This window comes from Pantoea sp. y20 (genome assembly GCF_054903455.1).
This window is the reverse complement of the sequence record NZ_CM142816.1, coordinates 3745439-3766093: the sequence shown is the minus strand read 5'-3', so window position 1 is coordinate 3766093 and position 20655 is coordinate 3745439. Positions and strand designations below refer to the sequence as shown.

Annotated in this window: 16 protein-coding genes, 3 tRNA genes and 4 rRNA genes; 12 read left to right on the top strand and 11 right to left on the bottom strand. The window is 52.2% G+C overall.

The window, feature by feature from the left end; all coding sequences use genetic code 11:
* Positions 1-4: 4 nt before the first annotated feature.
* Genes trkA through def form a run of 4 tightly spaced genes read right to left on the bottom strand, consistent with a single transcriptional unit; the run spans position 5 to position 4223 of the window.
* The gene (trkA, locus tag ACYAC5_RS17420) at positions 5-1381 is read right to left on the bottom strand and encodes a Trk system potassium transporter TrkA (protein ID WP_007891694.1); all 1377 of its coding nucleotides are present in this window, start codon (positions 1379-1381) and stop codon (positions 5-7) included.
* A 31-nt stretch (positions 1382-1412) separates the two neighbouring features.
* Positions 1413-2699: a 16S rRNA (cytosine(967)-C(5))-methyltransferase RsmB gene (gene rsmB, locus ACYAC5_RS17415; RefSeq protein ID WP_309832917.1), complete on the bottom strand. Its 1287-nt coding sequence runs from the start codon at positions 2697-2699 to the stop codon at positions 1413-1415.
* A gap of 45 nt (positions 2700-2744) precedes the next feature.
* The gene (fmt, locus tag ACYAC5_RS17410) at positions 2745-3689 is read right to left on the bottom strand and encodes a methionyl-tRNA formyltransferase (RefSeq protein WP_101762571.1); all 945 of its coding nucleotides are present in this window, start codon (positions 3687-3689) and stop codon (positions 2745-2747) included.
* Between the two features lie 21 nt (positions 3690-3710).
* Entirely contained in the window at positions 3711-4223 is a 513-nt protein-coding gene (def, locus tag ACYAC5_RS17405) for a peptide deformylase (RefSeq protein WP_008104717.1), read from the bottom strand.
* Between the two features lie 115 nt (positions 4224-4338).
* On the opposite strand from def, the gene dprA reads away from it, so the two are divergent.
* From dprA to aroE, 5 genes are read left to right on the top strand one after another with little or no spacing between them, the layout of a single operon-like run.
* Positions 4339-5463: a DNA-protecting protein DprA gene (gene dprA / locus ACYAC5_RS17400; RefSeq protein WP_309832920.1), complete on the top strand. Its 1125-nt coding sequence runs from the start codon at positions 4339-4341 to the stop codon at positions 5461-5463.
* The gene (gene smg / locus ACYAC5_RS17395; protein WP_007891699.1) at positions 5435-5908 is read left to right on the top strand and encodes a DUF494 family protein Smg; all 474 of its coding nucleotides are present in this window, start codon (positions 5435-5437) and stop codon (positions 5906-5908) included. The genes dprA and smg overlap by 29 nt, the downstream gene beginning before the upstream one ends.
* Before the next feature lie 27 nt (positions 5909-5935).
* Positions 5936-6490 (top strand): DNA topoisomerase family protein, encoded by a 555-nt coding sequence (locus ACYAC5_RS17390; RefSeq protein WP_309832922.1) that lies wholly within the window; start codon positions 5936-5938, stop codon positions 6488-6490.
* The gene (tsaC, locus tag ACYAC5_RS17385; RefSeq protein ID WP_192414906.1) at positions 6487-7062 is read left to right on the top strand and encodes an L-threonylcarbamoyladenylate synthase type 1 TsaC; all 576 of its coding nucleotides are present in this window, start codon (positions 6487-6489) and stop codon (positions 7060-7062) included. The genes ACYAC5_RS17390 and tsaC overlap by 4 nt, the downstream gene beginning before the upstream one ends.
* Before the next feature lie 3 nt (positions 7063-7065).
* Positions 7066-7887 (top strand): shikimate dehydrogenase, encoded by an 822-nt coding sequence (gene aroE / locus ACYAC5_RS17380; protein ID WP_309832925.1) that lies wholly within the window; start codon positions 7066-7068, stop codon positions 7885-7887.
* A 9-nt stretch (positions 7888-7896) separates the two neighbouring features.
* Here the strand turns inward: aroE and ACYAC5_RS17375 are convergent, their stop codons facing one another.
* Complete coding sequence (locus ACYAC5_RS17375; protein WP_137386627.1) at positions 7897-8451, bottom strand: gamma carbonic anhydrase family protein; 555 nt, start codon at positions 8449-8451, stop codon at positions 7897-7899.
* Positions 8452-8943: 492 nt separating this feature from the next.
* On the opposite strand from ACYAC5_RS17375, the gene ACYAC5_RS17370 reads away from it, so the two are divergent.
* From ACYAC5_RS17370 to rrf (ACYAC5_RS17340), 7 genes are all read left to right on the top strand, one after another.
* Positions 8944-10483: ribosomal RNA gene (locus tag ACYAC5_RS17370) — 16S ribosomal RNA — on the top strand.
* A 73-nt stretch (positions 10484-10556) separates the two neighbouring features.
* Positions 10557-10633: transfer RNA gene (locus ACYAC5_RS17365), tRNA-Ile, on the top strand.
* A gap of 143 nt (positions 10634-10776) precedes the next feature.
* A tRNA-Ala gene (locus ACYAC5_RS17360) sits at positions 10777-10852 on the top strand.
* A 202-nt stretch (positions 10853-11054) separates the two neighbouring features.
* Positions 11055-13959, top strand: a 23S ribosomal RNA gene (locus tag ACYAC5_RS17355).
* Between the two features lie 106 nt (positions 13960-14065).
* Positions 14066-14181 (top strand): 5S ribosomal RNA (gene rrf, locus ACYAC5_RS17350).
* Positions 14182-14196: 15 nt separating this feature from the next.
* Positions 14197-14272: transfer RNA gene (locus ACYAC5_RS17345), tRNA-Thr, on the top strand.
* Between the two features lie 36 nt (positions 14273-14308).
* Positions 14309-14424: ribosomal RNA gene (gene rrf / locus ACYAC5_RS17340) — 5S ribosomal RNA — on the top strand.
* The 16S, 23S and 5S rRNA genes sit together here with 3 tRNA genes alongside, the layout of an rRNA operon.
* Positions 14425-14579: 155 nt before the next feature.
* Here rrf (ACYAC5_RS17340) and ACYAC5_RS17335 read toward each other — a convergent pair.
* From ACYAC5_RS17335 to dusB, 6 genes are all read right to left on the bottom strand, one after another.
* Positions 14580-15341, bottom strand: coding sequence for an amino acid ABC transporter ATP-binding protein (locus tag ACYAC5_RS17335; RefSeq protein WP_061720213.1), 762 nt, complete (start codon positions 15339-15341; stop codon positions 14580-14582).
* Positions 15342-15349: 8 nt separating this feature from the next.
* The gene (locus ACYAC5_RS17330) at positions 15350-16450 is read right to left on the bottom strand and encodes an amino acid ABC transporter permease (protein WP_061720212.1); all 1101 of its coding nucleotides are present in this window, start codon (positions 16448-16450) and stop codon (positions 15350-15352) included.
* 15 nt (positions 16451-16465) lie between these two features.
* A complete protein-coding gene (locus tag ACYAC5_RS17325) occupies positions 16466-17644 on the bottom strand; it encodes an amino acid ABC transporter permease (protein ID WP_101762827.1) in 1179 nt (392 codons plus the stop codon).
* 66 nt (positions 17645-17710) lie between these two features.
* Positions 17711-18736, bottom strand: coding sequence for an amino acid ABC transporter substrate-binding protein (locus tag ACYAC5_RS17320; RefSeq protein WP_101762828.1), 1026 nt, complete (start codon positions 18734-18736; stop codon positions 17711-17713).
* A 542-nt stretch (positions 18737-19278) separates the two neighbouring features.
* Entirely contained in the window at positions 19279-19575 is a 297-nt protein-coding gene (gene fis, locus ACYAC5_RS17315) for a DNA-binding transcriptional regulator Fis (protein ID WP_007891954.1), read from the bottom strand.
* Positions 19576-19599: 24 nt separating this feature from the next.
* Positions 19600-20565, bottom strand: coding sequence for a tRNA dihydrouridine synthase DusB (dusB, locus tag ACYAC5_RS17310; RefSeq protein WP_101762829.1), 966 nt, complete (start codon positions 20563-20565; stop codon positions 19600-19602).
* Positions 20566-20655 lie beyond the last annotated feature (90 nt).

Sequence of the window (20655 nt, the reverse complement as noted above, 5' to 3'; positions counted from 1 at the left end):
GCTTTTACAGGAAGAATGGACTTGGCTGGAACAGGCGCTCAACATCGGGCACAAACTTCTTATCCGTCAGGAACATAATTACGTGATCGCCCTGTTCGACGCGCACGTTATCATTGGCGATGATCACCTCATCACCGCGCACCACAGCACCGATAATGGTTCCCGGCGGCAACTTAATATCTTCTATCAAACGCCCAACCACGCGTGAGGTGGTTTCATCGCCGTGTGCGATCGCTTCGATTGCTTCTGCAATACCGCGACGCAGTGAGGACACGCCCACGATATCGGCTTTACGTACGTGACTTAGCAGCGCCGAGATCGTGGCTTGTTGCGGCGAGATCGCAATGTCGATCACGCTACCTTGAACAAGATCGACGTAGGCGCGGCGCTGGATCAGCACCATTACTTTTTTCGCACCCATTTTCTTAGCCAGCATGGCCGACATAATATTGGCTTCATCGTCGTTAGTGACCGCGATGAAGAGATCCACCTGATCGACATGCTCTTCGGCCAGCAATTCCTGATCCGAGGCATCACCGTAAAACACGATAGTATCGTGCAAACGTTCTGCCAGTTCTGCCGCGCGTTGTTGATTACGTTCGATCAACTTCACGCTGTACTGTTTTTCCAGCCGCTGCGCCAATCCAAAGCCGATATTTCCGCCGCCAACTAACATGATGCGCTTATACGGTTTTTCCAGACGCTGCATTTCACTCATCACCGCGCGGATGTGTTGGCTCGCGGCAATAAAGAACACTTCATCGCCGGCTTCCACAATCGTAGAACCCTGGGGACGAATGGGACGATCCTGACGAAAAATCGCCGCGACTCGCGTATCAATATGCGGCATATGTTCACGCATGATCGACAAAGGATTCCCGACCAGCGGTCCGCCATAATAGGCTTTAACCACAGCGAGGCTCACTTTGCCTTCGGCAAAATTCACTACCTGAAGTGCGCCAGGATACTGAATCAGGCGGTAGATATTGTCGATCACCAACTGCTCAGGAGAGATCAGATGATCAATTGGTACGGCTTCAGGTACAAACAGCTTCTCAGCATCGCGTAAGTATTCAGCGGCGCGAATACGCGCGATACGATTGGGCGTATTGAAAAGGGAATACGCAATCTGACAAGCCACCATGTTAGTTTCATCGGAGTTGGTTACCGCCACCAGCATATCTGCATCTTCAGCACCGGCTTCACGCAAAATACGCGGATGTGATCCGTGACCATGCACGACGCGCAGATCAAATTTGTCCTGCAATACGCGTAAACGCGTCGCATCGCTATCGACGACGGTGATATCGTTATTTTCCCCGACCAGATTTTCTGCCAGGGTTCCGCCGACCTGGCCGGCGCCGAGGATAATGATTTTCATGGCTTAGATGCTCTTGTCAGTATGCGCAGCACTATTTTTTCATCAGCTTAGCGTAGAAGAAGCCGTCGCCGCCATCGATGGTCGGGAAAACCTGCCAGCCATTATCCTGGCCCTGTGGCAACTTCTCGGCCACGGCGTCGCTGTGCGCTGCCAAAAAGGCACTGATTTGATTGTGATTCTCTTCCGGCAATATTGAGCAGGTGGCATATATCATCGTGCCGCCAGATTTTAGACGCGGCCAGACGGCCTCAAGTATTTCGCACTGTAGATTCGCCAGCTCAGGAATATCACGATCGCGACGTAGCCACTTGATGTCTGGATGGCGGCGAATAACGCCTGTGGCAGAGCAGGGCGCATCGAGCAGGATACGATCAAACAGCATATCGCCACACCATTCTGCCGGTGTACGACCATCGCCCTGACGCACTTCGGCCTGCATGCCCAGGCGCTGTAAGTTCTCATGCACACGGAGCAGGCGTTGCGGGTCAACATCGACGGCTAAGACTTTGGCCTGCGGCGCGATTTCGAGGATATGCGTGGTTTTACCACCCGGAGCAGCACAGAGATCGAGAATAGTTTCCCCATCTTTTGGCTCAAGCAGCAGTGCGCAACGTTGTGCAGAAAGATCCTGCACCGTCACCCAACCTTGATCGAAACCCGGCAGCTGGCTGACTGGAGCGGGTGATTCCAGTCGCAATGCATCTTGTGCATCGCCAGGAAAAGCAACTTTCTCTTCTGCCTGCAATAGCGCCAGCCAGGCATCGCGACTGTAATGCTGGCGATTGACGCGCAGCCACATCGGCGGTCGCTGATTGTTAGCTTCAACAATCTGTTGCCACTGTTCTGGCCATGCCGCTTGCAGACGTTTCAGCAACCAGCCTGGATGCCAGTAACGTTGCGAGCCCTGATCGACTTCGGCTAACAGCGCTTCTTGCTGGCGCAGGAACTGGCGCAACACGCCATTTAACAGGCCTTTTAAAGCCGTGCGCTTCAGCACTTCAGCACCCGCCACGGTTTCTGCCAGTGCCGCATGGGCCGGCACGCGGGTATATAGCAGCTGATAGAGGCCAACCATCAACAGATAATGCAACACTCGCTGCTTACCGGTTAAGGTGCGCTCCATCAGTTTGCCGATTAAGGCTTCTAGCTGCGGCAGCGTGCGCATCACGCCAAAACAGAGTTCTTGCAGCAGCGCGCCATCTTTATCGGATAGGTTCTTTTGCGCGCCCGGCAAAATGGCACTCAGCGATTCGCCTTTGTCCACAACGCGTTCAATGAGTTGCGCGGCCAGGCTGCGCAAGTTGGTAGCTTTTTTCATGTTATTTCATCAAACAAAAAGCCCGGTCAAACCGGGCTTGGAGGATCAGGCCAGAACGGTTCCAGGTACGAACCATTCGCGGCGCGAATTGAGCAGGTCCTGAGCGGACATGGCTTTTTTACCGGCAGGTTGCAGCGATACCAGATTCAGCACACCATCGGCCGTTGCGATCTGAATGCCTTGTTTATCAGCATGGACGATTTCACCGGGTTGCTTGTTCTGATGCGGCAAAACCGTTGCCTGCCAGACTTTTACCGGTTGCTCTTCAATCATGAAATAGCTCATTGGCCATGGATTGAAGGCACGAATACAACGTTCCAACTGCGCTGCTGAAAGTGACCAATCAAGACGCGCTTCTTCTTTACTCAGTTTCTCAGCATAAGAGACCAGCGCTTCATCCTGAACTTCTGGCCTGGCATTACCGCTTGCTAGCAGATCCAGCGTTAACAGCATGCCTTGCGGGCCGAGTTGCGCCAGCTTCTCATACAGCGACGCGCTGGTGTCTTCAGCCGTAATTGGGCAGGAGAGTTTATGCAGCATGTCGCCGGTATCGAGGCCAACATCCATCTGCATAATGGTGACACCGGTTTCGGTATCGCCAGCCCAGAGAGAGCGTTGGATGGGTGCAGCACCGCGCCAGCGTGGCAGCAGCGAACCATGCACATTAATACAACCCAGGCGCGGCATCGCCAGCACGGCTTTTGGCAGGATCAAGCCATAAGCGACCACCACCATGATATCGGCCTGCAGATCGTCAACCAGATGCTGGTTCTCTTCAGGCTTCAGGGATTTCGGCTGAAATACCGGAATATCGTGCGTCTGTGCCAGGACTTTGACCGGGCTTGACGTAAGCTTATTGCCGCGTCCGGCTGGACGATCGGGCTGGGTAAAGACGCCAACAACCTGATGCTCAGAAGCAAGTAGCGCGTCTAAATGACGCGCTGCAAAGTCAGGTGTACCGGCAAAGATAATTTTGAGCGGTGCAGACACAGTTTAACCTTCAATGAGCACTTAATCTTCGCGTGCGTTTAGGCGGGCCAATTTTTCCAGTTTCTGTTTGATACGCTGACGTTTCAGTGGCGACAGATAATCAATGAAAAGTTTGCCATCGAGATGATCGATTTCATGCTGGATGCAAATCGCCAGCAGACCGTCGGTTTCCAGCTCAAAGCTTTTGCCGTCACGATCCTGCGCACGCACCTTGACCCACTCTGCGCGCGGCACAAAAGCACGTTGCTCAGGAATAGAAAGGCAGCCTTCTTCAATACCGGTTTCACCGCTTTTTTCCAGCAGTTCCGGATTAATCAGCACCAAACGCTCGTCACGGTTTTCAGAAACATCAATAACAATGATGCGCTGATGAATATCGACTTGGGTCGCCGCTAAGCCAATACCTTCTTCGGCGTACATGGTTTCAAACATGTCGTCGACAATACGCTGCACGTCTGCGTTTACGGTTGCCACCGGCGCAGCGATTTTGCGAAGGCGATCATCAGGGAAATGTAATACCTGCAAAACTGACATAAATATCCAGATCTGTATGCGTTGAAGAAAAGATTACTGCCTCATATTGTAGACTTTTTGATGTCTGATTGACAGCATTGCACCGCATGATAGCGCGGCTGACAGGGAGTGCAGCATGGAGAGAATTGAATGGATGCTCAGGCTGGCAAATGTAAAAGGCTTAAGCTCTGGAGTTGTCAGACATTTAGCGGAGGCATTGCAGGATGATGCTCAGGTTGATGACGATCTGTTACTGGATCAGGGATTAAACGAAACCCAGCGACAACAGTTTAAAGAGCTTTGTCCACGCCAGTTAGCACGAACGCATCTATGGCTGGAGGATGAGCAGCATCATGTAGTTACCTGTATCGACGAACATTATCCCTCGTCGTTAGCGGAAATCAGTCGACGTCCCTCATTGCTGTATGTCGCGGGAAATATGGACATCTTGCAGACGCCCCAACTCGGTGTCGTGGGCAGCCGTCACTGCACGCATTATGGTAAGCAATGGGGAAGCTGGTTTACGCAGCAATTAGCGCTAAGTGGATTGACCATCACCAGCGGCCTTGCACGCGGAATCGATGGCGTGGCGCATCGGGCCGCGTTAGAAGTGCAGGGCAAGACCGTTGCAGTATTAGGCAGCGGTCTGCAGCATATCTACCCTAAAAGTCATCAAGCGTTAGCACGTGAGATCATCGCTGGCGGTGGGGCACTGATCTCGGAATTCCCCCTTGATACGGCACCGCATGCGGTTAACTTTCCGCGGCGTAATCGCATCATCAGTGGTTTAAGTCTTGGCGTACTGGTAGTTGAAGCCACGTTAAAAAGCGGTTCGCTGGTGACGGCACGCTACGCTTTGGAACAAAATCGTAACGTTTATGCATTACCCGGCGCGCTAGGCAATCCGGGTAGTGAAGGTACGCACTGGCTTATCCAGCAAGGCGCGCTGCTGGTGGCGCATCCTAACAATATCCTTGAAGATTTACATTCAACGCTGCAATGGTTGCCTGATAGCAGTTCAGAAACAATATATTCACAACACAGTGACGATGTGCCATTGCCATTTGCAACTGTGTTGGCTAACGTAGGTGATGAGGTTACACCTGTTGACGTCGTCGCTGAACGTGCCGGCCAACCTGTGCCAGTTATCGCAGCTCACCTGCTGGAGCTGGAGTTAGCAGGATGGATCGCAGCTGTACCCGGCGGCTATGTCCGATTGAGGAGGGCATGCCATGTTCGACGTACTTATGTACTTGTTTGAGACGTATATCCACAACGAAGCTGAAATGCGCGTTGATCAGGATAAATTGACCGATGATTTAACCGATGCCGGTTTTCATCGTGAAGATATCTACAATGCGTTGAATTGGCTTGAGCGGTTAGCGGATTATCAGGAAGGCTTGGTTGCGCCAGTACTCATGGCAAACGATCCGCTCTCAATGCGAATCTATACCGAAGAGGAAAACCAGCGTTTAGATGCAGAATGTCGCGGTTTTATTTTGTTCCTGGAACAGGTCCAGGTGCTGAATATGGAAACGCGCGAGATGGTCATCGAACGTGTAATGGCCCTTGATACCCTCGAATTCGATCTTGAAGATCTCAAATGGGTGGTGTTGATGGTGCTGTTTAACATTCCAGGATGTGAAAACGCCTATCAGCAAATGGAAGAACTGTTATTCGACGTCAATGAAGGTATGCTGCATTAATAATTTGCGATTGATGCAACCGGTAATATGAGTAAATCAGCACTATTCTCCGTGCCTAAACACGAACCCTGCCCCGCTTGCGGGGCAGAATTAGTCATACGTTCCGGCAAACACGGCCCTTTTCTGGGGTGTGTAAATTATCCAACCTGCGATTACATTCGCCCGCTGAAAAGTCAGGGAGATGGGCACGTTGTTAAAGTGCTGGAAGGCCATGCATGCCCTCAGTGTGGCGCAGACAAAGTTCTGCGTCAGGGGCGATTTGGCATGTTCGTGGGTTGCAGTCACTACCCGGAATGTGATTACACCGAAACCATCGACAAGCCTGATGAAACAGCTATCGCCTGTCCGCAATGTCAGAGCGGTAAACTGGTACAGCGGCGCTCGCGCTATGGCAAAACCTTCTACTCTTGCGATCGCTATCCAGATTGCCAGTTTGTCCTTAACGCAGCGCCGGTCGAAGGCGTTTGCCCGCATTGCCAGTTCCCTTTATTAATAGAGAAGAAAACCGCAGAAGGCATGAAGCGCTTCTGCGCCAGCAAACGCTGCGGTAAGCCCATTGTCCAGGACGCATCATCATCATGAAGCCAAGCCAGTATTCAGCGGGTAGTCTCGATTTTTGCATTGAGAGGCTACAGCAACAGGAAGTTATCGCCTATCCAACCGAAGCCGTATTTGGATTGGGCTGCGATCCCGACAGCGAGAATGCCGTAATGGCGCTTTTGGCGCTCAAGCAGCGTCCAGTCGAGAAGGGACTCATTTTGATTGCAGCCGATTACGCGCAGCTGGAACCTTATATCGCCGACCGTGAACTCTCTGTGCTGCAGCGCGAGCGTATGTTTGCCAGTTGGCCTGGCCCGGTAACCTATGTAGTGCCAGCTTCGCCACATACGCCGCGTTGGTTAACGGGGCGTTTTGACTCACTGGCCATTCGCGTTAGCGATCATCCGGACGTACAGGCTTTGTGTCGCGGTTTTGGTAAACCTCTGGTTTCGACCAGCGCCAATCTTTCCGGCGAACCACCTTGTCGTAATGTGGAAGAGGTTGCTGAGCAATTTGGTCCGCAGTTCCCAGTCTTACATGCTGAAACGGGTGGGCGACTGAATCCTTCTGAAATCCGCGACGTTATTAGCGGTGAACTTATTCGTCAGGGCTAACGCATGGAAAATTTTGCCGTTTTTGGTCACCCAATTGCGCATAGCAAATCTCCTTTCATTCATAGCTTGTTCGCTGAGCAAACCGGCATTGAGCATCAATATGGCAAGGAGTGCGCGCCACTTGAGGGTTTTCCTCAGTCGATCGCCGATTTTTTTGCGCATGGCGGCAAAGGTGCCAATGTCACGCTGCCTTTTAAACAGCAGGCGTGGGAATTTGCCGATGAGCTTAGCGAGCGTGCGGCATTGTCTGGTGCGGTTAATACGTTAAAGAAAGATGCGCAGGGCAAGATCTTCGGCGATAACACCGATGGCATCGGCTTGCTCAGCGATCTGGAACGACTGCAGATGATCCATCCAGGCGATCGAATTCTGCTGGTGGGCGCCGGTGGTGCTGCGCGTGGCGTAATCCTGCCGCTGCTTTCATTCGGATGTTCGCTGGTGGTAGTGAATCGCACCGTGGCACGCGCCGAGCAGCTGGCAGAGATTTTCCAGCATAGCGGGGATATCAAAGCGGCCAGCTTTGAGCAATTAGTGGATCAGCAATTTAATCTGATCATTAATGCGACCTCGAGCGGTGTTGATGGCAAAGTTCCGGCGTTAGCCACATCGCTAATTAATGCGCAAACGCGTTGTTATGACATGTTTTATCAACAAGGTTTGACGCCATTCTTACTGTGGTGCCAGCAGCAGGGCGCGCAGCAGCTGGCGGATGGTGTTGGCATGTTAGTAGGGCAAGCCGCTCACGCTTTCCATTTATGGCATGGCGTGATGCCAGAGATCACGCCAGTGATAGCCAAACTAAAGCAGTCGATGCAGCAGGAATAAAATTGGCGATCAGGAATGAGATTGGCTTTCCTGAGAGAGATATTCATTCTTCCAACCGACATAGTTATTGGATGAGTAAAGCAGCCCGGCGATTTCCGCTTCACTGAGTGGGCGGACCTGCTTAACCGGGCTGCCTAAATACAGGTAGCCACTTTCCAGTCGTTTACCTGGCGGCACCAAACTGCCAGCGCCAATCATCACATCATCTTCAACGATCACGCCGTCCAGCAGAATGGATCCCATTCCAACCAGTACGCGATTGCCGATAGTACAGCCGTGCAGCATCGCTTTATGCCCTACCGTGACATCTTCGCCAACAATCAGCGGATAACCTTCCGGATTGCTGCTGGACTTGTGAGTGACGTGCAGTACGCTGCCATCCTGAATATTGCTTCTTTTGCCTATCACCACTTTATTGACGTCACCACGAATCGCAACCAGCGGCCAGATGCTAACGTCATCGTCGAGTTGTACTTCACCCACCACCACGCTGCTGTTATCGATCATCACGCGATCGCCTTGTTGCGGGAAATGGTTCTTATAAGGTCGTAGGGCTGTGGACATGATCTTCTCCTTTTACGTTTTTACCCAAGCCTGCGGCTTAAAAGGCGGATAAACAAGATGATTTTTGAGCGGATCGCTCGCGATCGCAGCGAAAAGAGTGAAAACTCGCCAGTCGATTAAAAAGATCGAAAAAAGGGGTTGTGCAAAAAATTCGGATCCCTATAATGCGCCACCACTGAGACGGCAAAGCGGCAACGCAGACGGCTTGGCAGGGAGTGAAGAAATTCATCCCGCCGGATAAAAACGCTGAAAAAAGTGTTTGACTCCGAAGGAGAGTAGCGTAGTATACGCCACCTCGCGACAGACGGTTCAGCCGCTGTTCGCAACGCTCTTTAACAATTTATCAGACAATCTGTGTGGGCACTCGCAGGATTGATATCCGCGTCTCCGGACGCAAAAAAATATCAAAGCCTCACGAGTGAACACATAATGAAATTCATTATGACGTTTTACAGATGAGCATCGCTGAACTGGTTTCAGCAAATCAAACTTAAATTGAAGAGTTTGATCATGGCTCAGATTGAACGCTGGCGGCAGGCCTAACACATGCAAGTCGAACGGTAGCACAGAGAGCTTGCTCTCGGGTGACGAGTGGCGGACGGGTGAGTAATGTCTGGGAAACTGCCCGATGGAGGGGGATAACTACTGGAAACGGTAGCTAATACCGCATAACGTCGCAAGACCAAAGTGGGGGACCTTCGGGCCTCACACCATCGGATGTGCCCAGATGGGATTAGCTAGTAGGTGGGGTAATGGCTCACCTAGGCGACGATCCCTAGCTGGTCTGAGAGGATGACCAGCCACACTGGAACTGAGACACGGTCCAGACTCCTACGGGAGGCAGCAGTGGGGAATATTGCACAATGGGCGCAAGCCTGATGCAGCCATGCCGCGTGTATGAAGAAGGCCTTCGGGTTGTAAAGTACTTTCAGCGGGGAGGAAGGCGGTGGAGTTAATAACTTCACCGATTGACGTTACCCGCAGAAGAAGCACCGGCTAACTCCGTGCCAGCAGCCGCGGTAATACGGAGGGTGCAAGCGTTAATCGGAATTACTGGGCGTAAAGCGCACGCAGGCGGTCTGTCAAGTCGGATGTGAAATCCCCGGGCTTAACCTGGGAACTGCATTCGAAACTGGCAGGCTGGAGTCTTGTAGAGGGGGGTAGAATTCCAGGTGTAGCGGTGAAATGCGTAGAGATCTGGAGGAATACCGGTGGCGAAGGCGGCCCCCTGGACAAAGACTGACGCTCAGGTGCGAAAGCGTGGGGAGCAAACAGGATTAGATACCCTGGTAGTCCACGCCGTAAACGATGTCGACTTGGAGGTTGTTCCCTTGAGGAGTGGCTTCCGGAGCTAACGCGTTAAGTCGACCGCCTGGGGAGTACGGCCGCAAGGTTAAAACTCAAATGAATTGACGGGGGCCCGCACAAGCGGTGGAGCATGTGGTTTAATTCGATGCAACGCGAAGAACCTTACCTACTCTTGACATCCAGAGAACTTAGCAGAGATGCTTTGGTGCCTTCGGGAACTCTGAGACAGGTGCTGCATGGCTGTCGTCAGCTCGTGTTGTGAAATGTTGGGTTAAGTCCCGCAACGAGCGCAACCCTTATCCTTTGTTGCCAGCGGTTCGGCCGGGAACTCAAAGGAGACTGCCAGTGATAAACTGGAGGAAGGTGGGGATGACGTCAAGTCATCATGGCCCTTACGAGTAGGGCTACACACGTGCTACAATGGCGCATACAAAGAGAAGCGACCTCGCGAGAGCAAGCGGACCTCATAAAGTGCGTCGTAGTCCGGATCGGAGTCTGCAACTCGACTCCGTGAAGTCGGAATCGCTAGTAATCGTAGATCAGAATGCTACGGTGAATACGTTCCCGGGCCTTGTACACACCGCCCGTCACACCATGGGAGTGGGTTGCAAAAGAAGTAGGTAGCTTAACCTTCGGGAGGGCGCTTACCACTTTGTGATTCATGACTGGGGTGAAGTCGTAACAAGGTAACCGTAGGGGAACCTGCGGTTGGATCACCTCCTTACCTGAAGATACTTTCCCGCGAAGTGCTCACACAGATTGTCTGATAGAAAGTAACGAGCAGAAAAAACCTCTACAGGCTTGTAGCTCAGGTGGTTAGAGCGCACCCCTGATAAGGGTGAGGTCGGTGGTTCAAGTCCACTCAGGCCTACCAAATTTCTTCTCATGCTGCGTTAAAGCGCCGCTCGTATAGTGAACTATACGTCGCGCCACTTTGCCTTGCCTGAAAAGAAATTACCGTTTGTCAAAAACGGAACTCCTGGTGAGTGGTAGTAGTGGTCTCTGCAGTAACTGTATGGGGCTATAGCTCAGCTGGGAGAGCGCCTGCCTTGCACGCAGGAGGTCAGCGGTTCGATCCCGCTTAGCTCCACCATTACAGTGACTCAAAACAATACTTCAGAGCAAACCGGAAACGGTGTGCTGCGAAGTATTATGCTCTTTAACAATCCGGAACAAGCTGAAAATTGAAACGACGTATCGTCTTCATTCTCCGTAATAAGAATGAAGCGGCGATATGTTCGAGTCTCTCAAATGCTTGCAGTCTGCGCGCGTTGCAAAACGCCTGTGGGTTGTGAGGTTAAGCGACTAAGCGTACACGGTGGATGCCCTGGCAGTCAGAGGCGATGAAGGACGTGCTAATCTGCGTAAAGCGTCGGTAAGGTGATATGAACCGCTACAGCCGACGATGTCCGAATGGGGAAACCCGGTGCACCCAGTGCATCATCGCAACATGAATACATAGTGTTGCGAGGCGAACCCGGGGAACTGAAACATCTAAGTACCCGGAGGAAAAGAAATCAACCGAGATTCCCCCAGTAGCGGCGAGCGAACGGGGAACAGCCCAGAACCTGAATCAGTTTGTGCGTTAGTGGAAGCGTCTGGAAAGTCGCACGATACCGGGTGATAGTCCCGTACACGAAAGTGCACAGATTGTGAGTTCGAAGAGTAGGGCGGGACACGTGGTATCCTGTCTGAATATGGGGGGACCATCCTCCAAGGCTAAATACTCCTGACTGACCGATAGTGAACCAGTACCGTGAGGGAAAGGCGAAAAGAACCCCGGCGAGGGGAGTGAAACAGAACCTGAAACCGTGTACGTACAAGCAGTGGGAGCCTCTTTAATGGGGTGACTGCGTACCTTTTGTATAATGGGTCAGCGACTTATATTCTGTAGCAAGGTTAACCGTATAGGGGAGCCGCAGGGAAACCGAGTCTTAACTGGGCGTTAAGTTGCAGGGTATAGACCCGAAACCCGGTGATCTAGCCATGGGCAGGTTGAAGGTTGGGTAACACTAACTGGAGGACCGAACCGACTAATGTTGAAAAATTAGCGGATGACTTGTGGCTGGGGGTGAAAGGCCAATCAAACCGGGAGATAGCTGGTTCTCCCCGAAAGCTATTTAGGTAGCGCCTCGTGAACTCATCTCCGGGGGTAGAGCACTGTTTCGGCTAGGGGGCCATCCCGGCTTACCAACCCGATGCAAACTGCGAATACCGGAGAATGTTATCACGGGAGACACACGGCGGGTGCTAACGTCCGTCGTGAAGAGGGAAACAACCCAGACCGCCAGCTAAGGTCCCAAAGTCATGGTTAAGTGGGAAACGATGTGGGAAGGCACAGACAGCCAGGATGTTGGCTTAGAAGCAGCCATCATTTAAAGAAAGCGTAATAGCTCACTGGTCGAGTCGGCCTGCGCGGAAGATGTAACGGGGCTAAACCATGCACCGAAGCTGCGGCAGCGACACTATGTGTTGTTGGGTAGGGGAGCGTTCTGTAAGCCGTTGAAGGTGTGCTGTGAGGCATGCTGGAGGTATCAGAAGTGCGAATGCTGACATAAGTAACGATAAAGCGGGTGAAAAGCCCGCTCGCCGGAAGACCAAGGGTTCCTGTTCAACGTTAATCGGAGCAGGGTGAGTCGACCCCTAAGGCGAGGCTGAAAAGCGTAGTCGATGGGAAGCAGGTTAATATTCCTGCACTTGGTGTTACTGCGAAGGGGGGACGGAGAAGGCTAGGTTATCCGGGCGACGGTTGTCCCGGTTTAAGCGTGTAGGCTGATACCTTTGGTAAATCCGGGGTATCTTAAGGCTGAGGCGTGACGACGAGCCACCACGGTGGTGAAGTAACTGATGCCCTGCTTCCAGGAAAAGCCTCTAAGCTCCAGGTAACACGAAATCGTACCCCAAACCGACACAGGTGGTCAGGTAGAGAATACCAAGGCGCTTGAGAGAACTCGGGTGAAGGAACTAGGCAAAATGGTGCCGTAACTTCGGGAGAAGGCACGCTGTCATCAGGTGAAGTCCCTCGCGGATGGAGCTGAAGGCAGTCGAAGATACCAGCTGGCTGCAACTGTTTATTAAAAACACAGCACTGTGCAAACACGAAAGTGGACGTATACGGTGTGACGCCTGCCCGGTGCCGGAAGGTTAATTGATGGGGTTATCCGCAAGGAGAAGCTCTTGATCGAAGCCCCGGTAAACGGCGGCCGTAACTATAACGGTCCTAAGGTAGCGAAATTCCTTGTCGGGTAAGTTCCGACCTGCACGAATGGCGTAATGATGGCCAGGCTGTCTCCACCCGAGACTCAGTGAAATTGAAATCGCTGTGAAGATGCAGTGTACCCGCGGCAAGACGGAAAGACCCCGTGAACCTTTACTATAGCTTGACACTGAACATTGAGCCTTGATGTGTAGGATAGGTGGGAGGCTTTGAAGCGTGGACGCCAGTCTGCGTGGAGCCAACCTTGAAATACCACCCTTTAATGTTTGATGTTCTAACGTAGGCCCGTAATCCGGGCTGCGGACAGTGTCTGGTGGGTAGTTTGACTGGGGCGGTCTCCTCCCAAAGAGTAACGGAGGAGCACGAAGGTTGGCTAATCCTGGTCGGACATCAGGAGGTTAGTGCAATGGCATAAGCCAGCTTGACTGCGAGAGTGACGGCTCGAGCAGGTGCGAAAGCAGGTCATAGTGATCCGGTGGTTCTGAATGGAAGGGCCATCGCTCAACGGATAAAAGGTACTCCGGGGATAACAGGCTGATACCGCCCAAGAGTTCATATCGACGGCGGTGTTTGGCACCTCGATGTCGGCTCATCACATCCTGGGGCTGAAGTAGGTCCCAAGGGTACGGCTGTTCGCCGTTTAAAGTGGTACGCGAGCTGGGTTTAGAACGTCGTGAGACAGTTCGGTCCCTATCTGCCGTGGGCGCTGGAGAATTGAGGGGGGTTGCTCCTAGTACGAGAGGACCGGAGTGAACGCACCACTGGTGTTCGGGTTGTCATGCCAATGGCACTGCCCGGTAGCTAAGTGCGGAAAAGATAAGTGCTGAAAGCATCTAAGCACGAAACTTGCCCCGAGATGAGTTCTCCCTGACTCCTTGAGAGTCCTGAAGGGACGTTGAAGACTACGACGTTGATAGGCCGGATGTGTAAGCGCAGCGATGCGTTGAGCTAACCGGTACTAATGACCCGTGAGGCTTAACCTTACAACGCCAGAGGCGTTTTGGTCTGAGAGACCGGATATTTTCAGCTTGTTTACGGATTAAAGAATCAGCGGAAGCGAATGTCATTCGTTTTTGCACAAAGAATTTGCCTGGCGGCTTTAGCGCGGTGGTCCCACCTGACCCCATGCCGAACTCAGAAGTGAAACGCCGTAGCGCCGATGGTAGTGTGGGGCCTCCCCATGCGAGAGTAGGGAACTGCCAGGCATCAAATTAAAGTGTGCTGATATGGCTCAGTTGGTAGAGCGCACCCTTGGTAAGGGTGAGGTCCCCAGTTCGACTCTGGGTATCAGCACCAGTTTTAAAGCGTGAGTTCGGTAAATTACAGAATTTGCCTGGCGGCTTTAGCGCGGTGGTCCCACCTGACCCCATGCCGAACTCAGAAGTGAAACGCCGTAGCGCCGATGGTAGTGTGGGGTCTCCCCATGCGAGAGTAGGGAACTGCCAGGCATCAAACACAGAAGCCCTGAACGAAAGTTCAGGGCTTTTTTGTATGCATTGGAAACCTTCCGCTGCCGCTCACAAACCTAATCCAATTCAAATTGCAGTTATAAAAAAGCCCCTGCTTTTCAGCAGAGGCGTTTCTTAATCTAACTCACTGGATATCAATGAATAACCTGTGACAGAAACGCACGTGTACGTTCTGATTTCGGATTGGCAAAGAACTCCTGAGGTGGGGCTTCTTCCACAATTTCACCCCGATCCATGAAGATCACACGATCCGCCACCGTACGCGCAAATCCCATCTCATGGGTAACGCACAGCATGGTCATGCCATCTTCTGCCAGGCCAATCATCGTATCGAGTACTTCTTTAACCATCTCTGGATCGAGCGCGGAGGTTGGCTCATCAAACAGCATAATTTTCGGCTTCATACAGAGTGAACGGGCGATCGCCACACGCTGTTGCTGACCACCTGAAAGCTGGCCAGGAAATTTATGCGCATGCTCAGCAATGCGTACACGCTGAAGGTAATGCATGGCCAGCTCTTCTGCTTCTTTCTTTGGCATTTTGCGTACCCAAATCGGTGCCAGCGTACAGTTTTGCAAAACGGTAAGATGCGGGAAAAGATTAAAGTGCTGGAAAACCATGCCGACTTCGGTTCTAACTCGTTCAATATTACGCACATCGTGATTGAGATGGATGCCATCCACCACGATGCGTCCTTGCTGATGTTCTTCGAGGTGATTGATACAACGAATAGTGGTCGATTTACCCGAACCGGACGGTCCGCACAGTACGATACGTTCGCGTGGTTTTACTTTTAAATTGATGTCTTTCAATACATGGAACTGACCGTACCATTTGTTAACGTTTTCGAGTGTAATCATCATGGCATCAGCCGCATTAGTCATAGTTTGTGTCATGTTAAGCCTCAGTGCGATGCACGCCCGGTGTGAAAACGCTTCTCCAGATACTGGCTATAGCGCGACATGCTAAAACAGAAAATCCAGTAAACCATGGCAGCAAATACATAGCCTTCCGTCGACATACCCAACCAGGTTGGGTCAACGGTGGCTTGCTGCACGCTACTGAAGAGATCGAATAAGCCGATGATGATCACCAGGCTGGTATCTTTAAACAGCGCAATGATGGTATTCACCAGGCCGGGAATGGTCATCTTGAGCGCCTGCGGTAAAATCACCAGCATCTGGGTTTTCCAGTAGCCCAGCGACAGAGATTCAGCGGCTTCATATTGGCCTTTTGGTAGCGCCTGCAAACCGCCGCGCACCACTTCCGCGACATACGCAGACTGGAACAAAATCACGCCAACCAACGCACGCACCAGTTTGTCGATGGTAGTACCTTCCGCCATAAACAGCGGCAGCATCACCGACGACATAAACAGCACGGTGATCAGCGGTACACCACGCCAGAACTCAATGAAGATGATCGAAAGTGTACGCACCACCGGCATTTCAGAGCGGCGTCCCAGCGCCAGTAAAATCCCCAACGGCAGCGCGCCGGCAATCCCCACTGAAGCGATGATCAGCGTTAATGTCAGGCCGCCCCACTGGCGAGTCTCTACGCGCTCTAAACCGAAATAACCACCGTACATCAGGAACCAAACCACAATCGGATAGACCACCGCCCAACAAGCGATGTAGCGACCGCGACGCGGCATTGATTTGATGAACATCGGAATAATCGAGAGCAAGCCGATGACCAGCGACAGGTTGATGCGCCAGCGCAGTTCATGCGGATAGAGTCCATACATAAACTGGCCAAAGCGTGCATGGATAAACACCCAACATGCGCCTTCTTTGGTACAGTCTGCGCGCGTCTCACCAATCCAGTTAGCCTGAAATACCAGCCAGTTCAGTGCCGGAGGAATCACGTTCCAGATAAGCCAGATGCTGAACAACGTCAGCAATGTATTCAGCCAGCTGGAGAACAGATTTTTGCGTGCCCAGAGCCAAGCCTTGCTAAGTGGATTGGTCGGAATCGGCGGTGTTTCATGTGTAGTAACAGACATAATGATCCCGTTCTCTTAACGCTCAACCAGCGCAATTTTGCGATTGTAGAGGTTCATCAGCAGTGAAATGATCAGGCTGATAATCAGGTAAACCGCCATGGTAATCGCGATGGTTTCTATCGCCTGACCGGTTTGGTTCAGCACGGTACCGGCAAACAGCGAAACCATATCTGGATAGCCGATAGCGGCCGCCAGCGATGAGTTTTTCACGATGTTGAGGTACTGGCTGGTGAGTGGCGGGATAATCACACGCATTGCCTGCGGAATGATCACCTGTCGCATGGTCACTGGATTAGGTAAACCGAGCGAACGTGCGGCTTCGCTTTGACCATGTGGCACCGACTGAATACCGGAACGAATCACTTCGGCGATGAACGACGAGGTATAAACCGACAGCGCGAGAGTCAACGCGGCGAGCTCAGGGATCATCACGAAACCGCCGCGGAAGTTAAATCCACGCAGTTCCGGCACATCCCAATGCATGGCAACGCCAAACAAGGTATGAGCAATCAGCGGCAGCAGAATCAGCAACCCAACCGCAGCCGGCCAGGTGCGACGCAGTTGGCCGGTTTTTAACTGATGCTTACGGTTGTAGCGGAACAGCGCCACGCAACCCAGCACCGCTAACGCCAGCGCGATCAGGAATGGCCATGTGCCAGGTGCGTACTCGGGCCACGGAATATACAAACCGCGATTGCTGACGAATGCCAAATCAAAAGCGTTGAGTGCCTGACGTGGGCCGGGCAGGTTACGCAGTACCGCGAAGTACCAGAAAAAGATCTGCAGCAGCGGCGGGATATTACGGAAGGTCTCGATATAAATGGTTGAAAGCTTGCGCAGCAGCCAGTTCTCAGACAAGCGAGCCAGGCCCACGGCAAAGCCAAGGATCGAAGCGAAAACAATACAGAGCGCGGAAACCAGCAGGGTGTTGGTCAACCCCACCATAAACACGCGCGCGTAGGTGTCGCCTTCGGTGTAATCGATCAGGTGCTGGACAATGCCGAAGCCGGCACTGCGATCCAGAAACCCGAATCCGGAAGTGATGCCACGATTGGCCAGATTGATTACGGTGTTGTGGATTAAATATCCCACCACAGCAAGCACGGCAACAATCGCGACGATCTGGTAAAGCCAGGCGCGAACCGTAGGATTACCGAACGAAAAATCCCTTTTTACGGTTGGGCGTTGCGACATGTTAAAACCTCAGTGAAGATTACGCGTGGGCACCGCAGGATGCGGTGCCCGACTGGCAGAATGGAATTAACGAACTGGCGGAGCGTACTGGATGCCGCCCGCATTCCACAGCGCATTCTGGCCGCGCTTAATTTTCAGTGCGCTGTCTTTACCGACGTTACGGTCGAACACTTCCTGATAGTTACCCACTTGTTTGATGATGTTGTAAGCCCACTTGTTATCGAGCTTCAGGTCTTTACCGAAGTCACCTTCCGCGCCCAGCAGATGTGCCATATCCGGCGTAGTCGGTTTCGCTACCATGTCATCGACATTTTTAGAGCTGATACCCATCTCTTCCGCGTTCAGCATGGCATACAGCGACCATTTGACGATGGTGAACCAATCGTCATCACCGCGACGTACCACGGGCCCCAGCGGCTCTTTCGAGATCACTTCTGGCAGTACAATGAACTCGTCTGGCTTGCCAAGTTTGATACGCAGCGCATACAGCTGAGATTGGTCAGAAGCGAGGGTGTCGCAACGGCCGCTGTCGAGCGCTTTAGCGGATTCGTCAGAGCGGTCGAAGGTCACGGGGGTGTACTGCATTTTATGGGTTTTGAAGTAGTCAGCCACGTTCAGCTCGGTATCAGTACCGGCCTGAATACACACGGTGGCGCCATCCAACTCTTTAGCACTTTTCAGACCGGCTTTCTGGTGCGTCAGGAAGCCGATACCGTCGTAATAGTTCACGCCTGCAAACAGGAAGCCCATGCCGCCATCGCGTGATGAGGTCCATGTGGTGTTACGAGATAAGATGTCTACTTCGCCAGACTGCAGCGCGGTGAAGCGTTCTTTCGCGGTCAGCGGGGTGTATTTCACTTTAGTTGCGTCGCCAAATACTGCGGCAGCGGCTGCACGGCATACATCCACGTCAATACCGGTGAATTTGCCGTTAGAGTCAGCATAAGAGAACCCAGGCAGGCCGTCACTGATGCCGCACTGTATAAAACCTTTCTTCTTAATGGCATCCAGCGTGGTGCCAGCGTGCGCTTGTTGAGCAACGGCTAACAGCGAGGCTGCAGCGACCAGAGTGGAAAGCATCATCTTTTTCATAAAGCATCCTGTGTGGCGATATCGTGTGTTGTTATGTTTGCGCGCACTTTAATGTGCGCTGTTTTCTGTCTGTGGTGGTTAGCCATCCACAACTCTGCAAACCTGATGCCAGGTTTGCAGAATCCTGAATTCTCTGGAAAGATCTTTTAATAAACTGAAGCACTCAGAAGATTCTGGCTAATATGGCGCACCAAAAGGCAGCATGACGAGACGACACGATCACAAATAGTGCAAAAAGTTTCACTATATGGAAGCAGTGTGAGCTAACGCTCAGGAGTGGATGTATGAGTTTGCACGCTTACGGCCGAAGCGGTTGAGGATCACAGAGAAAGCGGGCTGAAGGGTGATGAAAGGATAAGTGAGCGCGTAATAAAGTGAGGGGGAATGCGTTGCTAAGAGGGATAGGATATCACTGCTGCAATTGCAACTATCGTTACCATTATCGCGCCAATTGTTTCATGCGTTTTTAACCTCAGGAAATTACCGGCAGCAGAAACAAAAACGCCAGCCGCAAGGCTGGCGTTATCGCAGCAACGAACAGATTAGTTCATGCCGTATTTTTTCAGCTTCTTACGCAGGGTACCGCGGTTGATACCCATCATCAGAGCTGCACGGGTCTGGTTGCCACGGGTGTACTGCATCACCATGTCCAACAGAGGCTGCTCGACTTCTGCCAATACCAGCTCATACAGGTCACTCACATCCTGACCGTTCAGTTGAGCAAAATAGTTCTTCAGTGACTGTTTAACCGAATCACGCAGTGGCTTTTGGGTCACCTGATCCTGAGAGTTAACGGTAGAAACGGTGAGTACGTCAGAATTTACGCGTTGTTCGAACATAGTTCTTTCAGCTCTTTATTTCGTTTACGCAAGATTTTCGAAGTATGCCTCCAACGCCTCCAGCTGTTCGCTGGCATCCTCTATGGCGTTGAATGTGCGCCGAAACTGGTCATCAGGAGCACTTTCCTGCAAATACCAGGAAACGTGTTTTCGGGCAATACGGTATCCTTTGCGCTGACCGTAAAAGTCGTGCAGCTCCCGTATATGTCCAATCAGCATTTGCTTCACTTCAGCCAGCGGCTTCGGTGCCAGCAGCTCCCCTGTGTCCAGATAATGCTGGATTTCCCGGAAGATCCACGGTCTTCCCTGAGCGGCACGGCCAACCATAAGAGCATCGGCTCCGGTATAGTCGAGCACCGCTCTGGCTTTATGCGGGTCAGTAATGTCGCCATTCGCAATAATCGGAATGGAAACGCTCTGCTTAACTGTCCGAATGCTGTCGTATTCAGCAAATCCCTCAAACAAACAGGCGCGCGTGCGGCCATGAATGGTGAGAGCCTGAATGCCACAGCGTTCAGCCAATTGGGCAATCTCTACACAATTACGATTTTCTTTGTCCCAGCCGGTACGAATTTTCAGCGTAACCGGTACATCCACTGCATTAACCACCGCGGTGAGAATCGACTCCACCAGTTGCGGATGTTGTAGCAGCGCTGAACCTGCCATCTTACGATTCACTTTTTTGGCCGGGCAGCCCATGTTGATATCGATAATCTGCGCGCCAGACGCCACATTAATGCGCGCGGCAGCAGCCATCTCATCAGGATCGCAACCGGCAATTTGCACGGCGCGGATACCAGGCTCGTCACTATGCACCATGCGCAAACGGGATTTGTCACTGGCCCAAACTTCCGGGTTCGACGACAGCATCTCGGAGACAGTCATACCGGCGCCGTTCTCGTAACACAGGGTGCGAAATGGCTTATCGGATACTCCGGCCATAGGCGCAGCAATGAGTCGATTACGTAGCTGATGTTGTCCAATGCGCATGAAAAAAGAAGTGACCCTAACTGTTCGCAAGGCGGCGTATATTACGCATTTTTTAAAGAAGATGAAAGGCCAAACTTTGAACAATTCGCT

Excerpts from the sequence above, each read along its gene's own strand:
- ACYAC5_RS17325 (WP_101762827.1), bottom strand. The coding sequence starts at position 17,644 with ATGTCGCAACGCCCAACCGTAAAAAGGGATTTTTCGTTCGGTAATCCT.
- ACYAC5_RS17390 (WP_309832922.1), top strand. The coding sequence starts at position 5,936 with ATGAGTAAATCAGCACTATTCTCCGTGCCTAAACACGAACCCTGCCCC.
- ACYAC5_RS17335 (WP_061720213.1), bottom strand. The coding sequence starts at position 15,341 with ATGACACAAACTATGACTAATGCGGCTGATGCCATGATGATTACACTC.
- trkA (WP_007891694.1), bottom strand. The coding sequence starts at position 1,381 with ATGAAAATCATTATCCTCGGCGCCGGCCAGGTCGGCGGAACCCTGGCA.
- ACYAC5_RS17330 (WP_061720212.1), bottom strand. The coding sequence starts at position 16,450 with ATGTCTGTTACTACACATGAAACACCGCCGATTCCGACCAATCCACTT.
- dusB (WP_101762829.1), bottom strand. The coding sequence starts at position 20,565 with ATGCGCATTGGACAACATCAGCTACGTAATCGACTCATTGCTGCGCCT.
- rsmB (WP_309832917.1), bottom strand. The coding sequence starts at position 2,699 with ATGAAAAAAGCTACCAACTTGCGCAGCCTGGCCGCGCAACTCATTGAA.
- dprA (WP_309832920.1), top strand. The coding sequence starts at position 4,339 with ATGGAGAGAATTGAATGGATGCTCAGGCTGGCAAATGTAAAAGGCTTA.
- aroE (WP_309832925.1), top strand. The coding sequence starts at position 7,066 with ATGGAAAATTTTGCCGTTTTTGGTCACCCAATTGCGCATAGCAAATCT.
- ACYAC5_RS17320 (WP_101762828.1), bottom strand. The coding sequence starts at position 18,736 with ATGAAAAAGATGATGCTTTCCACTCTGGTCGCTGCAGCCTCGCTGTTA.
- def (WP_008104717.1), bottom strand. The coding sequence starts at position 4,223 with ATGTCAGTTTTGCAGGTATTACATTTCCCTGATGATCGCCTTCGCAAA.
- ACYAC5_RS17375 (WP_137386627.1), bottom strand. The coding sequence starts at position 8,451 with ATGTCCACAGCCCTACGACCTTATAAGAACCATTTCCCGCAACAAGGC.
- smg (WP_007891699.1), top strand. The coding sequence starts at position 5,435 with ATGTTCGACGTACTTATGTACTTGTTTGAGACGTATATCCACAACGAA.
- fis (WP_007891954.1), bottom strand. The coding sequence starts at position 19,575 with ATGTTCGAACAACGCGTAAATTCTGACGTACTCACCGTTTCTACCGTT.
- tsaC (WP_192414906.1), top strand. The coding sequence starts at position 6,487 with ATGAAGCCAAGCCAGTATTCAGCGGGTAGTCTCGATTTTTGCATTGAG.